Source organism: Arthrobacter sp. SAFR-023 (assembly GCF_051965295.1).
Lineage (GTDB): Bacteria > Actinomycetota > Actinomycetes > Actinomycetales > Micrococcaceae > Arthrobacter.
Map to the genome: position 1 here is coordinate 108,771 of NZ_JBQCMF010000004.1, position 20,643 is coordinate 129,413.

18 protein-coding genes are annotated in these 20,643 nt (G+C 66.0%); 8 read left to right on the forward strand and 10 right to left on the reverse strand.

The genetic code is table 11. From position 1 onward, the window contains the following. Positions 1 to 36: 36 nt before the first annotated feature. From ACTHQX_RS06300 to ACTHQX_RS06335, 8 genes are all read right to left on the reverse strand, one after another. Positions 37 to 1,050 (reverse strand): ABC transporter permease, encoded by a 1,014-nt coding sequence (locus ACTHQX_RS06300; RefSeq protein WP_236808638.1) that lies wholly within the window; start codon positions 1,048 to 1,050, stop codon positions 37 to 39. After that, the gene (locus ACTHQX_RS06305; RefSeq protein ID WP_440156316.1) at positions 1,040 to 2,062 is read right to left on the reverse strand and encodes an ABC transporter permease; all 1,023 of its coding nucleotides are present in this window, start codon (positions 2,060 to 2,062) and stop codon (positions 1,040 to 1,042) included. The genes ACTHQX_RS06300 and ACTHQX_RS06305 overlap by 11 nt, the downstream gene beginning before the upstream one ends. Next, entirely contained in the window at positions 2,059 to 3,624 is a 1,566-nt protein-coding gene (locus ACTHQX_RS06310) for a sugar ABC transporter ATP-binding protein (protein WP_440156318.1), read from the reverse strand. Before ACTHQX_RS06310 ends, ACTHQX_RS06305 begins: the two co-directional genes overlap by 4 nt. Before the next feature lie 164 nt (positions 3,625 to 3,788). Further along, entirely contained in the window at positions 3,789 to 4,532 is a 744-nt protein-coding gene (locus ACTHQX_RS06315) for a GntR family transcriptional regulator (RefSeq protein WP_440156319.1), read from the reverse strand. A gap of 128 nt (positions 4,533 to 4,660) precedes the next feature. Then, entirely contained in the window at positions 4,661 to 5,452 is a 792-nt protein-coding gene (locus ACTHQX_RS06320; protein WP_440156320.1) for an IclR family transcriptional regulator, read from the reverse strand. Positions 5,453 to 5,625: 173 nt separating this feature from the next. After that, positions 5,626 to 7,272, reverse strand: coding sequence for an L-glutamate gamma-semialdehyde dehydrogenase (gene pruA / locus ACTHQX_RS06325; RefSeq protein ID WP_440156321.1), 1,647 nt, complete (start codon positions 7,270 to 7,272; stop codon positions 5,626 to 5,628). 49 nt (positions 7,273 to 7,321) lie between these two features. Next, positions 7,322 to 7,996 (reverse strand): GntR family transcriptional regulator, encoded by a 675-nt coding sequence (locus ACTHQX_RS06330; RefSeq protein WP_236808690.1) that lies wholly within the window; start codon positions 7,994 to 7,996, stop codon positions 7,322 to 7,324. Positions 7,997 to 8,069: 73 nt separating this feature from the next. Beyond that, a complete protein-coding gene (locus tag ACTHQX_RS06335; RefSeq protein WP_440156323.1) occupies positions 8,070 to 8,981 on the reverse strand; it encodes a proline dehydrogenase family protein in 912 nt (303 codons plus the stop codon). Between the two features lie 622 nt (positions 8,982 to 9,603). On the opposite strand from ACTHQX_RS06335, the gene ACTHQX_RS06340 reads away from it, so the two are divergent. From ACTHQX_RS06340 to ACTHQX_RS06355, 4 genes are all read left to right on the forward strand, one after another. Beyond that, on the forward strand, positions 9,604 to 10,395 hold the full coding sequence (locus ACTHQX_RS06340) for an amino acid ABC transporter ATP-binding protein (protein WP_440156325.1): 792 nt from the start codon (positions 9,604 to 9,606) through the stop codon (positions 10,393 to 10,395). Positions 10,396 to 10,403: 8 nt separating this feature from the next. Further along, entirely contained in the window at positions 10,404 to 11,051 is a 648-nt protein-coding gene (locus ACTHQX_RS06345) for an amino acid ABC transporter permease (protein WP_440156326.1), read from the forward strand. A gap of 5 nt (positions 11,052 to 11,056) precedes the next feature. Beyond that, complete coding sequence (locus ACTHQX_RS06350; RefSeq protein WP_440156328.1) at positions 11,057 to 11,713, forward strand: amino acid ABC transporter permease; 657 nt, start codon at positions 11,057 to 11,059, stop codon at positions 11,711 to 11,713. A 70-nt stretch (positions 11,714 to 11,783) separates the two neighbouring features. Then, a complete protein-coding gene (locus ACTHQX_RS06355) occupies positions 11,784 to 12,650 on the forward strand; it encodes a substrate-binding periplasmic protein (RefSeq protein WP_440156329.1) in 867 nt (288 codons plus the stop codon). A gap of 226 nt (positions 12,651 to 12,876) precedes the next feature. Here the strand turns inward: ACTHQX_RS06355 and ACTHQX_RS06360 are convergent, their stop codons facing one another. Further along, positions 12,877 to 14,124 carry an allantoate amidohydrolase gene (locus ACTHQX_RS06360; RefSeq protein WP_440156331.1) on the reverse strand — a complete coding sequence of 416 codons (1,248 nt, stop codon included), beginning with the start codon at positions 14,122 to 14,124 and terminating at the stop codon, positions 12,877 to 12,879. Then, positions 14,121 to 15,284 (reverse strand): FAD-dependent oxidoreductase, encoded by a 1,164-nt coding sequence (locus ACTHQX_RS06365; protein ID WP_440156332.1) that lies wholly within the window; start codon positions 15,282 to 15,284, stop codon positions 14,121 to 14,123. The genes ACTHQX_RS06360 and ACTHQX_RS06365 overlap by 4 nt, the downstream gene beginning before the upstream one ends. A 129-nt stretch (positions 15,285 to 15,413) precedes the next feature. Here ACTHQX_RS06365 and ACTHQX_RS06370 point away from each other — a divergent pair, with 129 nt between their 5' ends. The 4 genes from ACTHQX_RS06370 (at position 15,414) to ACTHQX_RS06385 (ending at position 20,569) form a co-directional block, all read left to right on the forward strand. Continuing rightward, positions 15,414 to 16,292, forward strand: coding sequence for a LysR family transcriptional regulator (locus ACTHQX_RS06370; RefSeq protein WP_440156334.1), 879 nt, complete (start codon positions 15,414 to 15,416; stop codon positions 16,290 to 16,292). A gap of 133 nt (positions 16,293 to 16,425) precedes the next feature. Beyond that, entirely contained in the window at positions 16,426 to 17,787 is a 1,362-nt protein-coding gene (locus tag ACTHQX_RS06375) for a flavin monoamine oxidase family protein (protein ID WP_440156336.1), read from the forward strand. Between the two features lie 344 nt (positions 17,788 to 18,131). Then, entirely contained in the window at positions 18,132 to 19,049 is a 918-nt protein-coding gene (locus ACTHQX_RS06380; protein ID WP_440156337.1) for an NAD(P)/FAD-dependent oxidoreductase, read from the forward strand. Then, the gene (locus tag ACTHQX_RS06385; RefSeq protein WP_440156339.1) at positions 19,001 to 20,569 is read left to right on the forward strand and encodes a glycine cleavage T C-terminal barrel domain-containing protein; all 1,569 of its coding nucleotides are present in this window, start codon (positions 19,001 to 19,003) and stop codon (positions 20,567 to 20,569) included. The genes ACTHQX_RS06380 and ACTHQX_RS06385 overlap by 49 nt, the downstream gene beginning before the upstream one ends. Positions 20,570 to 20,643 lie beyond the last annotated feature (74 nt).

Genomic DNA, 20,643 nt, shown 5'->3' on the forward strand with positions numbered 1-20,643 from the left:
ACTGAACATCGTTGTTGTTGGAGTGGGAACGGCGGGCTAGGAACTGGTTTTCCTGCGGGAGAGGGTCCGGCCCCACGCAATGGCGTTGGGGGCCACCACCGCGAGGATCAGCAAGCCGCCGGTGAGCATGGACAGCGTGTCCTCCGGGACGCGGGCCAGCTGGAGGGCGTTGCGGAGGATGCCGAGCAGGACCACACCCGCGATGACGCCCGGCAGGCTGCCCTTGCCGCCGAAGATCGACACGCCGCCCAGCAGGACGGCCGCGATCACGGACAGCTCGAGGCCGGTGGCGTTGTCGCCGCGGGCACTGCCGTAGCGCAGCGTCCACCAGATGCCCACGAGTGCGGCCACCGCGCCGGAGACGATGAAGAGCCAGAACTTCGTTTGCGCCACCCGGATGCCGGCGAAGCGGGCCGCCTCTTCGCTGTAGCCAATGGCGAAGAGCGAGCGTCCCAACCCGGTGAAGTGGAGCACCACGCCGAAGATGATGGCGAGGATGATCACCGGGATGATCCACACCGGGATGCCGGTAGCGCCGATCTTGGCCTGCAGGCCGCTGGTGATGGCCCGAGGGAAGCTGGTGACCGCCTGGTCACCGAGCACCACGAACGCCAGGCCTCGGTAGAGGGCGAGGGTGCCGATGGTGACGGCAAGCGAAGGCAGCCCCAGCACGGAGACCAGGACGCCGTTGACGGCACCCGACACCGCGCCCAGGACGATGCACAGGGGAATGATCAGCTCCAGCGACAGGCCGGCGTTCCAGAGGGATCCGAAGACGCAGCTGACGAATCCGGCAACGCTGGCAACGGACAGGTCGATTTCCCCGGTGAGGATGATCAGGGTCATGGGCAGGGCGAGGAGCAGGATGGGGATCAGGTCGATGAGGAGGAACCCGGTGTTGCGGGGCGAGGCGAACCCCGTCACCGTTGCCGAGGCGACCGCGATGCTGAGGAGGACGGCGATGATGATCGCGGTGTCCCAGCTGCGGAGGAAGCCAAGGCGCGGGGCTGTGTCCCGGACGGCCGCGGGCCGTGCTGTGTCAGCCAGCATGCTTGTCGTGTCCTCTCAGGCGGCGCTCGGTGCGCAGGGCAAGGTAACGGTCCAGGGCGATGGATGCCAGGATGAGCGCGCCGATCATGGCCCGCTGCCAGAAGGGCGAGACCCCCAGGACGGGCAGTGCCGAGGTGATGGTGGTCAGGAGGACGGCGCCGATGGCCGCCCCGTAGACGGTGCCGACGCCGCCTGCGATGGCCACACCCCCGACGACGGCGGCCGCCACAACGTTGAGCTCCAGGCCCTGCCCCGCCGTCGCGTCGAGGTTGCCGTACTTGGCTGCGTAGATGATGCCGGCCAGGCCGGCGAGGGCCCCGGAGATGGCGAAGGCTGTGAAGACCTTCCGGCCGACGCCGATTCCGTACAGCCGTGCGGCCAGGACGTCGGAGCCGATGGCGTAGAACTCGCGTCCTGAGCGGTAGTTCCGCAGGTAGAGCCCGAAGGCGATGACGACGGCCAGGGCAATGAGGGCCAGGTAGGGGAGTCCCAGCACGGCGCCGCTGCCGAGCGCCAGGAAGGCCTCCGGCAGGTTGGAGGGGCTGATCTGCTGGCCCTGCGCCCAGGCGAAGTCGACGCCGCGGAAGATGTACAGCGTTCCGAGCGTAACCACGAGCGAGGGGACCTTGGCCACTGCGATGAGTGCGCCGTTGACGGCTCCGAGGAGAGCGCCGAGGCCGACGCCGATGGCCAGCATGGCGACCACCGGCAGGTCGGGCAGCGCGATGAAGATCTTGCCGGTGGCGAAGGCGGTCAGCCCCAGGACGGAGCCGACGGAGAGGTCCACGTTCTTGGTGACGATGACGATGGCCTGGCCGACGGCGAGGATCACCAGGATCGAGGAATTCAGGAGCAGGTCCTTGGTGCTTTGCGCACTGAGGAACCGCGGATTGGCGGCCACCGTGGCGGCGACAAGGATCGCCAGCGCCAGGAAGACGCTGAACTCGCGCGAGCGGGTCAGCGTTCCCAGCCACGCGGTCGACGGCTGGCGGTTGAGGGCTAATGTTGTCACGCCGGGGTCTCCTTGGTGGATGGATCAGCTCCGGTGGCTGCCGTCATCACGGTTTCCTCTGTCGCTTCGCTGCGGCTGAGCTCCGCCGTGATCCTGCCTTCATGCATCACCAGCACGCGGTCGGACATGCCCAGGATTTCCGGCAGTTCCGAGGAGATCATGAGGACGGCGAGGCCCGTCCCGGCGAGTTCAGAGATGAGCCGGTGCACCTCGGATTTCGTGCCGACGTCGATGCCGCGGGTCGGCTCGTCGATGATCAGCACTTTGGGGCCGGTGGCCAGCCATTTGCCGAGGACCACCTTCTGCTGGTTGCCGCCGGACAGGGTGGAGATCGGCGACGTCGGTGCTCCGGCCTTGATCTGGAGCTTTTTCGCCCATTCCTTGGTGGACTGGGCCTCCGCCTGGTTGGTCAGGAGCCCGAAGCGGCTCAGTTTTTTGCGCAGCGTCAGGGTCAGGTTGCGGCTGACATTCAGCTCCATGACCAGGCCCTGTTTGCGCCGGTCTTCGGGGACGAACCCCACGCCGGCGGCCATGGAGTCGCGGGGGGAGAGCGGCCTGAGAGTCTGGCTGCGGACCTGGATTGAGCCCGAATCGTACTTGTCGATGCCGAAGATCGCCCGGGCAACCTCGGACCGGCCGGCACCGACGAGGCCGCTCAGCCCCACGATCTCACCGGACCTCACAGTGAAGGAGATGTCCGAGAACACGCCTTTCCGGCTGAGTCCCCTGACGTCAAGCGCGATCTCGCCGATGACTGTTTCCTGCTTGGGGAAGAGCGATGCCACGTCACGGCCGACCATCTGCCGGATCACTTCGTCAACGGTGAGGGCGGCGGCGGGCGAGGTGGCCACGTGCGCGCCGTCGCGCATCACGGTGATCCAGTCCGCCAGGGCGAAGACTTCCTCGAAGCGGTGCGAAATGAACAGCACGGCCGCGCCGCGTTCCTGCAGGGTGCGGGTCACGGCGAAGAGCCGGTCGACTTCCACGCCGCTGAGTGCCGCCGTCGGCTCATCCATGATGAGGACGCGGGCGTTGAGGCTGATGGCCTTGGCGATTTCCACCACCTGCTGGTCGGCGATGGACAGGCCCTGCGCGGCCCGGTCGGGATCGACTTTGACGCCGAGCTGGCGGAAGAGTTCGAGCGCCTGCTGGCGCATGGCCTTCCGGTCGATGCGCCGCAGGGACCGGACCGGCTGGCGGCCCATGAAGATGTTTTCCGCGACCGTCAGGTCGGGGAACATCGTGGGTTCCTGGTAGATCACCGCGATCCCGGCCTCCCGGGCGTGGAGCGGGTCGCGGAAGGACACCTCTTCACCGTCCAGGAAGACCTGTCCGCGGTCCTGCTGATGCAGCCCGGCGAGTGTCTTGACCATGGTGGACTTGCCGGCGCCGTTCTCGCCCACCAGCGCCGTCACCTGCCCCTTGTGCAGGCTGAGGTTTGCACCGCGCAGCGCTTTCACGGCGCCAAATGACTTGTGGATATCCCGCAGTTCCAGGACGGGGGCCGCTGTGGCTGGGGCGTTTGGGCTGCTTCGGAGATCGACGCCGTAGCTGTCGTCCATGGCCGCTACTCCTTTTATGAATCGATTCATTGTGAATCACCTCACACGGTAGGGCACCCCCGCCGCGGCTGTCAATGCCTGAGGTGCGCCAAGGTTTGATTCGATTCAACACAACCGACGCGTACGGGAAGCGGCCCCCTCGGAGCAACGCGGTGCGGAACGAGCTAGTGCGGAACGAGGCGCTTCTCAAGACGCTGCCGGGCGCTGGCCAAAGACTGCTTGGTGAGCCTGGTGGCTTCCTTCACGTCGCGTGCCCGGGCTGCTTCCAGGATGGCCGGCTGCGGGGTCCACAGGCTGCCGTCCTCGTGCTCCATGGCTTCAGTTGCGCCGATGACTTTGTACGGCCGGCACTGCAGCCAGAGCGTTTCGATGACGCTCACCAGAACCGGGTTTCCGCCCGCAGAGTAGAGCGTCCGGAGCAGATCTTCGTCATCGTCCAGCGCATCCGAGACGCGGCGTTCCGCCACTGCCTTCTGCAGGCGGGCCAGGGCGGTCTCCATGCGGGCCACGTCGGCGTCGGTGACGTTGGCGGCGCCGCGCCGCGCGGCCTCCACCTCCAGCGTTGCCCTGACTTCGTAGATATGGATCAGTTCACCGACCGTGAATTCCCGGACAACTGCGCCCCGGTGGGCGGCCACCCGCGTGGCAAGTCCGGTCTCCTCGAGCCGGCGGATGGCTTCCCTGACCGGCATGACGCTGGTGCCGACCATCTCGGCCACATCGCGGACGCGCAGCGGGGAGCCCCCGGCCAGTTCGCCCGTGAGGATGGCGGTCCGCAAAGCCTCATAGACCTGGTCCGCCACGAGCGTGGGGGTGACGGCAAAAGCCGGCGAGGATCCCACGGCGGCCGCCAACCCAACCTTCTTGTTCTCCGGCTGTTGGGGGACGTCGGATTTTTTTCCTGGCATGGGATGATCCTATGGCGCACGGACCGGTTTCGCGCTTATTTCCCGGGCTGTCGGCCGCGACGGCGCCCCCATGGGATCGCCGTCGTCGCCGTCATCCCTAAGCCGCCGATGGTACGAACGTGGCCGGGTCAAACAGGTGCGGCGACCTGGCTGAGGTCGGCAGCCGCCTGGCGGGTGCTGCTGATGAAGCCGGCATGCGCCTCATCGGTGGCTGCCCGCTCGAGCGGCACCATGGTGGTGACGACGCCGGCAAGCCGGCCGCCGTCGTCGAACACCGGGGCGCTGGCGCCCCAGACGCCCGGGGCCAGGGCGCCCGAACTGGTGGCAAAGCCGCGTTCCCGGATGGTCTCCAGGTCGGAGCGGAGGGCGAGTCCCTCGTCCGGGCGGAGGAAGTGGCGGGCCAGGAGGTCGTCCTTTTCCTCATCCGGAAGGAAGGCGAGGATGGCCCGTGCGCTGGCCCCGTTCAGGAGGGGGCGGGAACGTCCGGCGGCGTAACTGCAGCTGAGGATGTGGGCGCTTTCCACGGACTCCACGCACAGCACTTCGTCACTGCTCTGCACCAGGTAGGCGGCCAGCTCGCCGGTGTCCTGTGACAATTGCTCGAGCCTGTGCCGCACCTCGCCCTGGGCCAGGGCTTCCTCGCGGTAGTTGTTGGCAAGCCGCACCACTTCAGGTCCGGCCGAATAGCGGCCGATGAGCTGGTTTTCCACCACGAAGCCTGCCTGCAGCAGGGTCTGGAGGTGACGGTAGACGGTGGAGGCCGGGATCCGAAGGAGGCCGGAAATCTGCTCGCTGCTCAGGGTCCTGTGGCGGGCGAACAGGAGCAGGATGGACATCGCCGTGCCGCGTTCGTCACGGCGCTTCAGGGGTGGCAGTGCACTTGGGCTGGTTTTGGGTCGGGAGCTGATGCGTTTCTTCATGGGTGAACTTCCGTGGCTGGGTGGAAGGCCGGAGAGGGCAGCAGCCGCTGCCTGGACAGGTCAGGCAGCGGCTGCTGGGAAGCCGTTCGGTTCCGTTGCGAGGGAGTCCGACGGCGGTTGGAGGCTGGGTGCGCGTGTGCGCACCCAGCCGGTCAGGAAAGGCCCGGGCTTGATTAGTCAGCGAGGTAGGGCTGGCGCCATTCGCTGGAGGGCGAGAAGTTCTCGTGGATGAAGCGGCCGCTGAGCCAGCGCTGCAGTGCCAGGCGGGAACCGGTCTTGTCGTTGGTGCCGGAGGCGCGGCCGCCGCCGAAGGAGACCTGGCCCATGAGCGCACCGGTGGGCTTGTCATTGATGTACGTCATGCCCGAGGCGTTGCGCAGCTTGTCCAGCGCCAGTGAGATGGCGCGGCGGTCGTTGGCAAAGATGGACAGGGTCAGCGCGTAGTTGCTGGTCTGGTCTACCAGGTCCAGTACCGACTCCCACTCGGCATCCTCGTAGACGTAGACCGTCAGGAGGGGACCGAAGAATTCCTCGCTCATGGTGAAGGCGTGGGGATCGGTAGTCTCGAAGATGGTGGGTTCGACGAACCAGCCTTCTTCCGCGTGGACGTTGCCGCCGGCCAGGAGCGTGTGGCTCGGGAGGGCCTTGGCCTTCTCGATGGCGGTCTCCAGCTTGCGCAGGGACGTCTCGTCAATGACGGCGCCGAGGAACGTCTGGTGCTCGGCCGGATCGCCCAGGCGGAGCGACTTGGTGGTTTCGACGAGTTCGTCCTTGATCCGGGTCCAGATGCTGCGCGGGATGTAGGTGCGCGATGACGCGGAGCACTTCTGGCCCGAGTACTCGAAGCTACTGCGGATCAGGGCAGCGCGGAGGGCATCGGCATCGGCGGTGGGGTGCACCACGACGGCGTTCTTGCCGCCCGTTTCGCCTACGAGGCGGGGGAAGGAGCGGTAGTTGTCGATGTTGTCGCCGGCCTTCTTCCAGAGGCTGCGAAATACGTCCGTGGAACCCGTGAAGTTCAGTCCCGCAAACTCCGGGTGGCTCATCGCCTGGTCGGAGATCGCACGGCCCGAGCCGTGGACCAGGTTGATGACACCCGGCGGCAGGCCGGCTTCCTCGAACATCCGCATGAGAACGTCGTTGCTGAGTGCCGCCTTCTCAGAGCACTTCCAGACCACCGTGTTACCCATGAGGGCGGGGGTGGTGGGCAGGTTGCTCCCAATGGCGGTGAAGTTGAACGGCGTGATGGCCAGGACAAAGCCTTCGAGGCCGCGCTGGTCCAGCGTGTTGCCTTCACCCTGCAGGGAGGCAGGTTGGTCGGCGAAGATCTGCTGGGCAAGGTGGGCGTTGTAGCGGAAAAAGTCCGCTACCTCACTGGCGGCATCAATTTCCGCCTGGTGGAACGTCTTGGACTGGCCAAGAATGGTGGTGGCCACCAGCTCGTCACGGTATTTTCCGGCGGCAAGCTCTCCGGCACGCAGGAAGATGGCGGCCCGCTCCCACCAGGGAGTCCTGGACCAGTCGTGCTGGGCGGCCAGGGCTGCCTCGATCGCAGACTGGACGACTGCCTCATCGGCGGTGGGGATGCGGCCCAGCACCTGGGCGTGGCGGTGGGGAGCCGTGACGTCGCGCAGTTCGCCGGTCATGGACCTTACTCCGTTGATGACGTGCGGCAGCTCGCGAACGCTGGAAGTCACCTCGGCGATCACCTTCTTGACGGAGGCTGCTTCGGGGGAGCCGGGGCGGAATTCGCGTGACGGCTCGTTGTACGGGGTCGGCACCTTGAAGTTTCCAGTAACGCTGACTGATTGGGTGGACATTATCTGGGTATCTCCTCTTGGACGTTCCGGGCCGGTCGGCACGGATTGGTTAGTGGGTTTCGAGGCGGCGCTCCAGCCTGCGGAGGGCGCTGGCCAGTGAGTCCGCGGTGATGGTGGTTGCTGCGGCGGCGTCGCCGGCAACCAGTGCCTGGACCAAAGCTGGCTGCGTGGTCCAGAGGGTGTTGTCGTTCTGGGCGAGGGCTTCAGTTGCGCCGATGACCTTGTAGGGCCGGCACTGGAGCCAAAGCTGTTCGATGGTGCTGACGAGGACGGGATTTCCGGACGCCCGGTACAGGGTCCTGAGGACGTCCTCGTCAAGGTCCAGGGCGTCGATGATGCGGCCTTCCGCAACCGCCTTTTGCATCTTGGCGCAGGACGCTTTCATGTCCCCCAGGTCCGGGCGGTTGACCCGGCTGGCGCCCTGGGTTGCCGCCTGTACCTCCAGGATGGTCCGCACGTCGTAGATGTGAATCAGCTCGGTGACAGTGAACGTCCTGACGGCGGCACCCTTGTGGGGGATGCGTGTGGCCAGCCCTGCCTCTTCCAGGCGCCGGATCGCTTCCCGCACGGGCATGACGCTGGTGCCCACCATGGCGGCCAGGTCGCGGACCCTCAGCGGTGATCCGGATTCGAGGGACCCGGTGAGGATGGCGTTCTCCAGTACCTCATACACCTGGTCAGCCACCAATGTGGGGGTGACTGGACTGGACGTTTGAAGGCTCATGGCGTTCCCCGCTCCGCACCGCAGCGCTCAAAGATTGATATGTGATCACATCGAAGCCTACGGCAAAGCCGGTTCAGCCTCCAATGAGGGAGCGAAGGAAGAGCAGGAGGTTGGCCGGCTTCTCGGCCATGCGGCGCATCAGGTACGGATACCACTGCGTGCCGTAGGGGAGGTAAACGCGGACCCGGTATCCATCCCGGACCAGTTCATCCTGCAGCTTCCGCCGGACCCCGTAGAGCATCTGGAACTCGAAGGAGCGCTTGTCCAGCCCCAGCTCGCGGGCAGTGTCCTTGATGACGTCAATGCAGGTGTCGTCGTGGGTGCCGAAGGCTGGATCGGGCAAGTGCTGCAGCGCCCATCGGGACAGGTACTTGTACTGCTCGGTGACTTCGTCCGCATCGCAGAGGGCGTCTGACGAGGTCTCGTCGAACGCGCCCTTCACCAGCCGGATCCGCGGCTTGATCTCGACGAAGGACAGCAGGTCCTCAGGAGTCTGCCGCATGCTCGCCTGGATTGCCACTCGCGTGTTCGGGTGGTCAGGAAGGATGCTCTTGAAAATGGCCAGCGTGTCGCGGCCGACAGAGCTGTGTTCCATGTCCACCTCCACGGTGGCCCCATGCGTTGCTGCAGCGTCCAGGAGCGTCTTCAGGTTGTTGGCACACTCCTGACGGTCGATCATGATCCCCAGCTGCGACAGCTTCACGGAGACGGTAGAGCCGGGCGCCTGGCTCTGAATGTTCTCGATGGCCCCCTGGTATTCCTGGGTGGCCGCCTTTGACTGCCCCAGATCCTGAACCGATTCGCCCAGCAAGTCCAGGCTGACATCGATACCCGCCTGGTTGAGGGCCTTGGTGGCTTTCCAGGCCTCAACCAGTCCGCGGCCGGCGACGTACCGGTCCACGAGGGGGCGGGTCAGCCTGTTCCGTGTGGCAATGGCTTCGAGTTTCTTGTTCTCTGCGACATGCAGAAGAAGTCTGTTCGGCATTGTGTACTTCCTAAGAGTCGCCGCGGGCGGACCGCGGTTCCCGGCCGTTCCCTGGATTTGGGTCCGGCGATTTTTTCTCCAACCCCCTTGCGGGTGTTGTGTAGACCACAGTATCTTGTGATCACAAATCACACAAGAGGGCGCGGGAATTAATTTTTCCCGGTTCGAAAGGAATTGATCCATGACGGCAATCCCTGTACCGATCGCGCTGCCTGACGAGGATGAAGGCTGCATGGACGGCTGCCTTTACTGCAGTGGCCCCGAGGCGGACTAGGCCAGGACCGCGGACGGCCCGACAGTGCGGCGACCGTCGCGCGGTCGGGATGAATTTACCGCCGTGTTACACCAAACCCATTGACGGATATGTGATCACAGATTACAGTTCTGAATGTGACTCCAACCACATCCGGCCCGGCCTCCCAAGCGGCCGGGGTCATCCTGGCACCCAACACCAGGGATTTAACCGTCAGCCGGAGGCCTCCGCCGGCACTCAGATGATGCGCCGAGGCATCATCTGACAGCTTATGCAGGCGCTGAGCTACCGCCCGGCCCTTGCAGAATCATCCAACATGCGCGGACCGATGTCGTGGTGCACGCGTCCGCTACCCGAAGGAAACGAATTATGGGTTTAAGTTTTGGCACGAAATTGCCGCCTACCGCGCTCTCTGGCGAGGTGGTGGTTTCGGGGCTCGGCAAGAGTTACGGCGCGGCCCGTGTGTTGTCGGATGTGAATCTGGTGATGAACGAGGGTGAGGTGGTCTCGATTATCGGGCCGTCCGGGGCAGGCAAGAGCACGTTCCTGCGGTGCCTGAACTACCTGGAAACACCGACCGAGGGCACGATCGCGATCGGCGGTGCCCGCGTGGTGGCCGGCGGGAAACTGCCGGGCAAGGCGTCCCTGGACCACCTCCGCCGGGTGACCGGCATGGTCTTCCAAAGCTTCAACCTGTTCCCGCACCTGACCGTGATGGAGAACATCACCCTGCCCCAGCGAAAGGTCCTGGGCGCGAGCAGGGAGCAGGCGCAGGACACCGCGGAAAAGCTGCTCCAGCGCGTCGGGCTGCCGGACAAGGCCAAGGCGTACCCGGCCCGGCTGTCGGGCGGGCAGCAGCAGCGCATCGCGATCGCCCGGGCCCTGGCCCTGTCACCGAAGGTCATGCTCTTCGACGAACCGACCTCGGCGCTTGATCCGGAGATCGGCCTGGAGGTCCTCGCCGTCATGCGGGACCTCGCGGACGAGGGCATGACGATGCTCGTGGTCACGCACGAGATGCACTTCGCCCGCGATGTCTCGGACCGGATCATGGTGATGGGCAACGGCGGCGTGCTGGAGATCGGCCCGTCCGAACAGGTCATGTCGCAACCAGAGAACGAACGCACCCGGCAGTTCCTCAAAGCCGTCCTGGACCGGTGACACAAGCGATGATCACCCAACTGCTGTCCTCCATCGCCCAGGGCGTCGGACTCACCCTCTACGTCACCGGCGCCTCCCTGGCGATCGGCGGGATCATCGGTTTGGTTCTCGTCGGCGCCGCCCGCTCATCGTTTGCGGTCGTCCGGGCCGCTGCGACCCTGTATATCAACGTGGTCCGGGTGATCCCGCCGATCACCTGGCTGTTCCTGATCTACTTCGGCCTGCCCCAGTACTCGCTGCGCCTGACCACCATCCAGGCCGCGATCATCGGCTTTTCCATCATCGCCTCGGCGTTCATGGCCGAAATCTACCGCTCCGGGCTGCTGAGCATCCCGGACGGGCAGCGTGAAGCCGCGCACGCCCTGGGCCTGTCCACCGTCACCACGGTCGGGCACATCATCACCCCGCAGGCGTTCCGGGTCGCGCTGCCCGCGATCGCCACCTACGGCATCGGGCTGCTGAAAGACTCGGCACTGGCCTCCACCATCGGCGTCCGCGAAATCACCTACTACGCCCAGCAGGCCGCGAAACAAACCCACGAGGGCCTGCTCTCGTTCGTCGTCGCCGGGGCCTTGTACATCGTGATCAGCCTTGTCGTCGCCCTGATTTCACGCCGGGTCGACCTCACCCTGCGCCGGAAGATCGGAGTCGCGTGATGGACATGCTCACCCAATGGCTCGGCTGGCTGCCCAACCTCACCCCCGGGCTGGCCGTCAGCCTCCAGCTGACCGGGCTCTCCCTGCTCTTCGGCTTCCCGCTCGGCCTGCTGTTCGCCGTGATGGCAGCCTCCAAACTCGCACCCCTGCAATGGATCTCATTCCTGTTCGTGGAGATCGGCCGCGGCCTGCCCGCCCTGGTGCTGCTCTACCTGCTCTACTTCAGCCTCCCCGACGCCGGCATCACCCTGACGTCCCTGACCACAGCGGTCATCGCGCTGACCTGGAACACCGGCGCCTACGCCTCCGAATACTTCCGCGCCGGGATCGCCTCCGTACCGCTGGGGCAGAAAGAAGCAGCACTCACCTCAGGGCTGCGCGGCTGGACCGGGTTCCGGCTCATCATCCTGCCCCAGGCCCTGCGGATCTCCACCCCGCCCCTGGCCGGACTCGCCGTCCTCGTCTTCCAAGGCAGCGCCCTCGCCTTCGTGATCGCCGTGCCCGAACTGATGTCCAAAGCCTTCGAAATCGGATCCATCACCTTCGAATACCTCAGCGTCTACCTCCTCACCGCCGTGATCTACGGATCCCTGACCCTCGTCTTCCTCGGCCTCGTCCGGGTGCTCGAACAGCGCCTCGGCCGCCACCTGCAACGCAACTGACCCCCGCTCCACCCACCCAACTCAACCCATCCCGGGCAATCCGCCCCACCATCACAGCAAAGGAACAATCATGTCCAGGAATTCCCGCACCCTGATGCGCGCACTTTCCGCCGGCAGCGCCGCCGGCCTGCTCGCCATCTCTCTCAGCGCCTGCGGCGGCAGCAGCACCGCTGGCAGCTCGGCCGACTGCACCCCGGCACACAAGGACCTTAAAACCATCACCGAAGGTGAGCTCACCGTCGCCAGCTACGACTATGCACCCGCCACCATCCTGAACGGCGACAGCGTTACCGGCATGGAGGGCGACCTGATCGCCGAGATCGCCAAACTGGAATGCCTCAAGGTCACCGTCAGCACGTCGGGCGGCGCGGGAGCAGTCATCCCCTCCGTGCAGTCCAAGCGCGTCGACATCGGCTCCGGAGGCTGGCTGCGCACCAAGGAACGCACGAAGATTGTCCACCTCAGCACACCGCTGTGGACCGATCCCCAGGCCATCATCTCTACAACGGACCTCACCAGTGACGACCTCGAAGGCAAGGTGGTCGGCTCGGTGGCCGGCAACCTCTACAACAACAGCTTGCAGAAGTGGCTCGGAGATAAGTTCAAGATCTACCAGGACGACGAGTCCATCTACTCAGACCTCAAGGCCGGCCGCATCAACGCTATCGTGGCATCCGCCGCGTCCGCCAAAAACCGGTTCAAGGACGCCCCCATCGAGGGCGCCAAGGTAATCGACGTCAAGCCGAACACGCATGTCCCCGAGTTCGCCGCGGTGGGCCAGGTCATGCTGCCGTCCAGCCTGGACAACGAAGGGCTCGGCAAGGCGCTGGACGAGGACATCGAGAAGCTCCGTGAAGACGGAACCATCAAGAAGATCCTCGAAAAGTACGGACTGGACCCCGCCGTCGGCAAGCCGGGCGCACCCAGCGAGCTCTGATTTCAGGACGAGCCGGAAGAAAGGGCGGTTGGATCAATGGATCCAACCGCCCTTTTGTGCTCCCAGCCTCCGTTGGCATGCGCCGCTGGACGGGCGCCAGGTTCCCCTCATGGTCCGGGCTGCGCCTCTGGACTAAGCCGCGTAGGTCCGATCCTGGATCAGCTCTTAACGAGGGCACCCGCGCCGAACATTTCGGCGCGGGTGCTGGGTTCTGAAGTGCGGAGGATTAGGCCATGAGCCCCTGCAGGGCGTCGGCCAGGGTTTGGGCGCCGGTTTCGGCGTCGTCATCCACGACGTGTTCCTCCGGCGAGTGGGACACGCCGCTCGGGTTCCGGACAAAGACCATGGCGGTCGGCACAAAGGGTGCCAGGACACCGGCGTCGTGTCCGGCCCCGGTGTCCAGGACGGGGGCCTGCGGCAGGGCCAGCTGAAGTTCCTTCTGGAGGCCGGGATCGAAATGCACGGTGGGGCTTAGCGATTCTTCCCGGAGTTCCACGCTGCAGCCTTCCTCGGCCGCGATGATCCGGGCCTGGGAGTGGATGCTTTCCACCACAGCCGCCGTCACGGCGTCGTCGGGGTGCCGGACGTCGAGCCAGAAATCAACGCGCGAGGCGATGACGTTGGTCCCGCCGGGCACCGGCTGGAGGCGTCCCACTGTCGCCCGGGCGTGGGCCCGGTTCCGGGCGATGTCGCGGATGGCCACCACCATCCTGGAGGCCGAGACCATGGGGTCGTTCCGGTCGGCCATCAGCGTGGTCCCGGCGTGGTTGCCCTGGCCACGGACGCTCAGCCGCCAACGGCCGTGTCCCAGGATCGACGACGCGATCGCGATGGGCTGGTCCAGGTCGATCAGGCCCCGGCCCTGCTCGACATGCAGTTCGACGAAGGCGCCGATCTGTCCCAGCAGCTGCTCGTCCCGGCCAACGAAGCGCGGATCCAAGCCGTTGGCGCGGGCGACGTCGGCGAAAGTTGAGCCGTCGGGATCGCGCAGGTTACGGGCCTTGTCCGGATCGATGGCGCCGGCCATCAGCCTGGAGCCGAGGCAGGCGACGCCGAACCGGGATCCTTCCTCCTCCGGAAAGACCACGACGGCGATCGGCCGGGTGGGGGTGGCCACGCGTGCCTTGAGGATGTCAACGGCCACCAGAGCGGAGGCCACGCCGAGCGGACCGTCGAAGGCCCCTCCACCGGGCACCGAGTCGAGGTGGCTTCCGGTGACCAGGCTGTTGCTGCGGTCCCCGCCGGGCACATCCCACCAGGCCCAGATGGCGCCGTTGCGGTCCGTTTCCACGGCCAGCCCGCGCTTGGTGGCCTGTTCGATGAACCAGCCGCGCAGGTCCAGTTCGGCGGTGGAATACACCGGCCGTGTGTAGCCGCCGCGGAGCGCATCCGTGCCGGTGGCTGCAATCTCCGACAGCAGCCCGGTCACCGTTGCGGTTGACGCCGGGGGCAGGGGAGCGGTGCCCGGGGTCATGCGTGGGCTCCAGAAGCTGCTGCCTGCGCCTGGGCTGCGAGCCGGAACTGGTCAGGGACGGCGCCCGCGCCCGTTGCCAGGTCCGCCGCGAGCTGCCCGATCAGCGGGGCAAACTTGGCGCCGTGGCCCGAGCAGGGGGAGAGGACGGTGATTCCGTCGGCCCGGTCGAGGATGAAATCCTCCGTGGGGGTGTTGGTGAAGAGGCAGGTGGTCTCTGCGTAGGGTTCCGGCACCAGGCCCGGCAGGTACTGTTCCACGTACTCGATGACCCGACGGCGGTTGTCCGGGTTGATCTGTCCGTCCTGTTCGGCGGCCGACGGCAGGATCTTCCCGCCGTTGTACTCGGCAACCTTTTGCCCGCGGAATCCGGCATCACGTCCGCCCGGCAGGCCGTACGCCTGCCAGCCTGCGCGCTTGTGAATGAACGTCGGCCACGGCGAAGCATCATGATCCGTGCCGTCGGCGTAGGGGAAGTGGTAGGCCTGCTCCTGCCGCACCTCGATCGAAGGCATGCCGGCCAGGAAGGACGAGGGCAGCGACAGCGATCCCAGCAGCTGGGGGAGCCAGCCACCGGCGGCAACAATCACATTCGCGGCCCGCAATGTACGCCCGTCTTCGGACGTCAGGGTGTAGTTCCCGTTGGCCCCGGAGATCGAGGCAACAGCCCAGTTGTTGTGAAGTTCCGCGCCGTGCGCCACGGCCTGGTCCACCATGGAGGCGACGGATTCGTGGGCGTCAAGCACACCGGCGTCCGGGTGCCACAGGACCTGGGTGTCAAAGGCGATTTGGGGCCACCGGCGGTTGGCTTCTTCCGGGCTCAGAAGTTCGTGGTCAATACCGCGTGCTTCCAGCACGGCGGCCAGGCGCTCCGGCTGGCGGATCGCGCCATAGTCTACGGCTCCGGTGGGGGTAATGAGTTGCTTGCCGCTGAGGCGGGCCAGTTCGTCCCAGCCAGCCTTGGCCTCCTGGACGAGGCCGGTGTAGAACTCCTCGGGGTACGCGTAGCGGAAGATGCGGGCGGACCCGTGCGAGCTGCCCGCATCATTCGCGGGGGTTGAACGCTCCAGCAGGGCAACGTCGTGCCCGCGGGCGGCGAGATGCCAAGCGGTGGCAGCGCCGGACAGCCCAGCACCGACGACGGCGTATTCGGTCGATTCCATGGATGGCTCCTCTTATGGGGAATGGGCGACGGGGCGGCGCCCCTGTTCATGTCCAGTAACTCACCCGTCAGTGCAGCCGGTCCAATATCATTTAGCTTGTAATTATTAGCGTCAACCGAAAGAATCGCCATGGAACTCCGGCAGCTCAGGTACTTCCTCGTCGTCGCAGACGAGCTGCACTTCGGCCGTGCCGCCGAACGCCTGCACATCACCCAGCCGCCGCTGACCGTGGCCGTCAAGGGACTCGAGCGCGAACTAGGTGTCCAGCTCTTCGACCGCACCACTCGGCGTGTGACGCTGACGGCGGCCGGCGAGGCGTTCAAGGACCGGATCCAGGCCGCCGTGGCGGACCTTGATGATGCCGCCGGAGATGTTGCCGACGTCGCTGCCGGGAAGAGCGGCAAGATCAGGGTGGGATTCGTCAGTTCTGCGAGCTATACCACTGTGCCCGAGGCCATCAGGGCTTTCCGCGAGCAGCGCCCGCGCATTGACCTTGTGCTGCAGCCCCTCACCAGCGGCGAGCAAATTGAGCAGTTGCTGGACGGAAACCTGGACCTGGGACTGATCCGGGACCCTGGTGACGTGCCCGGCCTGAACCTCGAACTGCTGAGCGCGGAAGACCTGGTGGTGGTCCTTCCGGAAACACACCGCCTGGCGGCGGCCGAAGAGGTTCGCCCCGGGGACCTCGAAGGGGAGCCAATGATCCTGTTTCCCTACCGGCTGATGCCCGGCTTCGTGGCGAGGGTCCTGCGGCTCTTCGAGCCCCTCCCCACCCCGCCCGTCGTGGTCCAGCAGGCCATCCACCAGGAAACCGTCCTCGGCCTTGTCGCCGCGGGCCTGGGGGTGTCCGTACTGCCGGAATCGGTGCAGCGCTTCCAGATGCCCGGAGTCACCACTCGCCGCTTTGCGGGGAGGCCGCAGACGGAACTCTACGTTGCCCGGTCCCTTGGCCGTTCCCCTGCCGTGGAGGTCTTCATCAGGTGCCTCAAGGGACAAATTCCGGAATGACTCTGGTGTGATCACATATCTCGTCTTAGTCTGGGCGGACACCCCAACTGACCCGCAGTAGTTGTCGTTTTGACGCTCCAAAACGACAACTACTGCGGGTCAGTTGGGTCGCCAAACAAGAAAGTGGTCAAGCATGAAGACAATCCACGACGTCGTGGTGGTCGGGGCCGGGCCCGCAGGCCTTGCCCTCGCGTACGAGCTCCGCGACCTGGACATCGACGTCCAGGTGCTGGAGGCGGACGGAGATATCGGCGGACGGACGCGGAGCGTCCAACTCGCCGGCGCTGCCGTCAACACCGGCGCCATGTTCATCTACCGCGGCACCCGCGCAGAAGAGCTCGCCGAGGAACTGGGCCAGGAGACTGCCCCGTTCCACCCCGCTACGTACGGCGTCCATATCGACGGCGTTACGTCCGTCGCAGGGTCCACTCCGGAAATCGTCGAAGGGCTTCCGCTCCCGGCGGAGTCCAAGATCGCGCTGGCCGATTTCATGGAAGGACTGGCGCGCGAGTACAGGGACAACGTGTCGGACGGAACCATCACGGACAAGGCCGCGGGGCTGGCGAACGAAACAGTGGCGGCAAGGCTTGCAGGGCTTCCGGGTCCGGCCCGGAGTGTCATTGAGGCGGCAGTCCGGGGCGGCGCAGTGGGCGATGCTGCCCAGCTCTCGGCGAAGTATGCCCTGCGCTACCTCGGCAGTTACATCGCGCACGAAAGGGACAACCGCCTGTACCCCGTGAACGGAATGCAGGCCCTGCCGCGTGCCCTCGCAGCCAACGCCGGCGCCGGCACGGCCATCCGGACCGGCGTTCGGGTCCACAGCGTCAAGGACCTGGACGGCCTGCTTGAAGTGCGTGCTACCAGCGAAAGCGGGCAGGAGGTGCTACTGGCCCGGCAAGTGGTGATGGCGGTGCCGGCACCGCTGGTGGCCGGCCTTTGCGAGTCCCTGCCCGGCTGGAAGCACAAGGCGCTCCAGGCCGCTGAGACGCCGGGCAGCACGACGTTCACCATCGCCGCCAACATCGAGGGTGTGCCGGAATTCGCGGACTGGTCCTTCGTTTCGACGGTGGGCAAGAAGTTTGACGCCATCATCAATCCCCAGCCCGGTGTTCTGCCGGCCGACGGAATCGTCAGGTTCACCTGCTACGGCAATTCGGCAGGATTTATTCCGGGGATCGAATGCGACGAAGAGCTGATCCGGGTATGGACCGAGGACTTCCTGGAGGTTGCGCCGCAGCTGCGCGGTCGGACCGTGGGTGCGGCGGCGGCCACTTGGGAGCATTGCTTCTCCGTGCTGTCCCCGAAACGCAACGTGGCCCTGCCGGATCTCCAGCGCAGCGTCGGAAACATCCACTTCGCCGGGGACTACACCTCGGAAACGGCAGGTTCGCACGGCGCCTACCAGGAGGCCCGTCGGGTGGCGCAGACGCTGCGCGAAGCACTCGCGCCGGGGACTGCCACGCACGCCGCCGGGCGATCATTGGCACCTCGCTGACGACCATCGTGCTGAAGCGGTGGATCACTGAATGCCCGTAGTCAGGCGACGGCCCGACTACCGGGAAGCGCGGCCCTCGAGGGGTGGCGCTTCCCGCGGTTAACGGCTCTTTCGGAGTGTCCCGGGCGGGCTACCCGATGGCCTAAAAAGAAGTTCACAAAATGGCTGGTTGTGATCACATATCTCACCTATACTGTGATTCAGCCGACTATCCACGAGGCGTCTCGAACCTCTGTGGCGGTGACCCAATTCTTGCTTCCCACGAGGGCGCCTGGCGCGGCCCCCGGAAGCCAACTGACATTTTGACCTGAGACGTGGACGTCTCTGACCGCAAGGGAGATAACGTGGCCTCCGCCCGAATTGACGCAGACACCCGGATCCTCATCATTGGCGCCGGCGTGGTTGGTGCCGCCCTGGCCGACGACCTGACCCGCCACGGCATGAAGTCCGTAACCGTGGTGGATCAGGGGCCGCTGTACCGCACCGGCGGGTCCTCCTCCCATGCCCCTGGTTTTGCCTTCCAGACCACCGGTTCTTCGGTGATGACTGAACTGGCCAGGCGGACACTCGACAAGCTGGACGGAGCGATGCTGGACGGTGAGTGGATCCTCAAGCGTGTCGGCGGTTTGGAACTGGCCTGCGAGCCGGAGCGGCTGGAATACCTGCACCGGCGGCACAACCTGGCCCGGTCCTGGGACGTGCCGGCCCGGATGGTTTCCGCCGACGAGTGCGGGAAGCTGTTCCCGGGCCTCGACACCTCTACCGTGCTCGGCGGCCTGCACACCCCAACGGATGGAGTGGTCAAGGCCGTGCGGGCTGTGGAGTGGCAGGCTCGGCGTGCCATCGAGAACGGAGCGCGGTTCTATGGCCACACCGCGGTCACCGGGTTCCGGACAGAACGCGGCCGGGTGACCGGCGTCGAGGTCCGGCAGACGCCGCCGGTGCCGGGCAATCCGTCCAAAGGCGACCAGCTACCGGAGGGGACGTCGTTCATCGAGGCGGATGTCGTCGTCGTCTGCGCCGGCCTCTGGGGGCCGGGGCTGGGAAAGCTGCTGGGGCTGGAACTGCCCATGGTACCCATGGAACACTGCTCATCCCACACCAGCCCGCTGCCGTCGCTGGCCGGATTCAGTGCTGAGGTGGAGATCGACCTGCCGATGGTCCGGCACCAGGCCACCGGCTCCTACCTCCGCCAGATGGGCGACCGGCTGACGTGGGCACCTATGAGCACCGGGTCATCCCGGTGGAACAGTCCGAGATAGCGTCCCCCAAGGACTACGCGGAAACGCGGGTTGAGCCTGCAATCCACCCCCTGACGTGGAACGACCTGAAGGACGGGTGGGCAGAAGTCCAGCGGCTCTTCCCCGAGACCCGGAGCTGCGAAGCGGTTGATGGCTATAACGGGATCTTCTCCTTCACCCCGGACGGAAACCCGCTCCTCGGCGAGGTGCCCGGAATCAGCGGCCTGTGGCTCGGCGAGTCCGTCTGGCTCACCCAGTCGGCAGGGGTTGCGGGCGTTCTGGCCGACTGGATCGTGACCGGGGATCCGGGCATCGATACGACCAGCCTGGACTTCCGACGGTTCGACCAGACGCACCTGACGCGGACCGTCAGCATCGAGCGCGCCAGTGAGAATTACGACGAGGTCTACGACATCAGCCACCCCCGCAAGCAGACCAGACAGCTGAGGAAGTTCGCCACGACCCCCTTCTACGTCCGGCAGGAAGCCCTGGGTGCGGTGTTCGGCACCGCGCAGGGTGGTTGGGAGCGCCCCCTCTGGTACGGCTCCACCGAAGGCCCTGAAACAGCCAGCCGACGGCGGGATGCCTGGGGAACGTACGGATGGTCACCCGCCATTTCCGCCGAGGCGCGGAAGGCTGTGAACAGCGTTGGGCTCGTGGACAGGGGAGCCGCCAGCGTCTTCCAGGTCCGGGGCGGCGGGGCTGAAAAGCATCTCCAGGAAATCCTGACGGCCAGCCTATCCCTGGAGGTGGGCACGTCCACGGGCGCCTTTGTGAAGGGCCCTTCCGGCGGCATTGCCGCCGATCTCACCGTGGTGCGGACCGCGGAGGACGCCTATCTGGTCATCGGCAGCAGCCCCGAGGACGTGTGGCACTTTCGCCGGGAAACCCCGCACCTGGAGACGGCGACCGTTGCCGACCTATCATCCGCAACCACTGCCCTGGCGCTCATCGGTCCTGATGCCGCCGTCCTTCTGGCATCTGTCACCCGGGGCGGCATACCCGAGGCCGCAATGGAAGCGCCGGTGCTCGACGTCGGAGGTGTTCCGGTCCGCGCCGTTGCCGAAACGGCTACCGGCGTTGGGGGCTGGACGCTCTATACGGCCACGGAACATGGGCTGTACCTTTGGGACCTGCTGGCTGCGGCAGGTGGAAAGCGGGGGATGGCCCTCGTTGGGGACGAAGCGTTTACGGCGCTGCGGATCGCCAACGGCGTCCCGGCCTTCGGCATCGACTTCGGCCCGCAGGACACTGCGTACGAAGCCGGTCTCGCCGAGCTTTCCGCCGGTGCATGCGCCCGCCTGGGCCACCGGCTGCTGGTCCGGCTCCGGCTGTCCAGTGACCGCCACGCAGTTGTCCCGGGTGAGCCCGTGTCCACGAACGGGGACGTCATCGGGTACATCACGAGCGCTGCGGAGGATCCCGCCTCCGGCCGCTTCCTGGCCTTCGCCTGGGTGGACCCGGACTTCGCCGCTGCGGGGACAGCGCTGGAGATTTCACACCTTGACACCATGTGGCCCGCCAAGGTGGAAACCCCCTGACCACGGCCCGGCACCCCCGGCATTGCACCGCCGCACCAACCCGAACTGTTGGCTGATATGTGATCACAAAATAC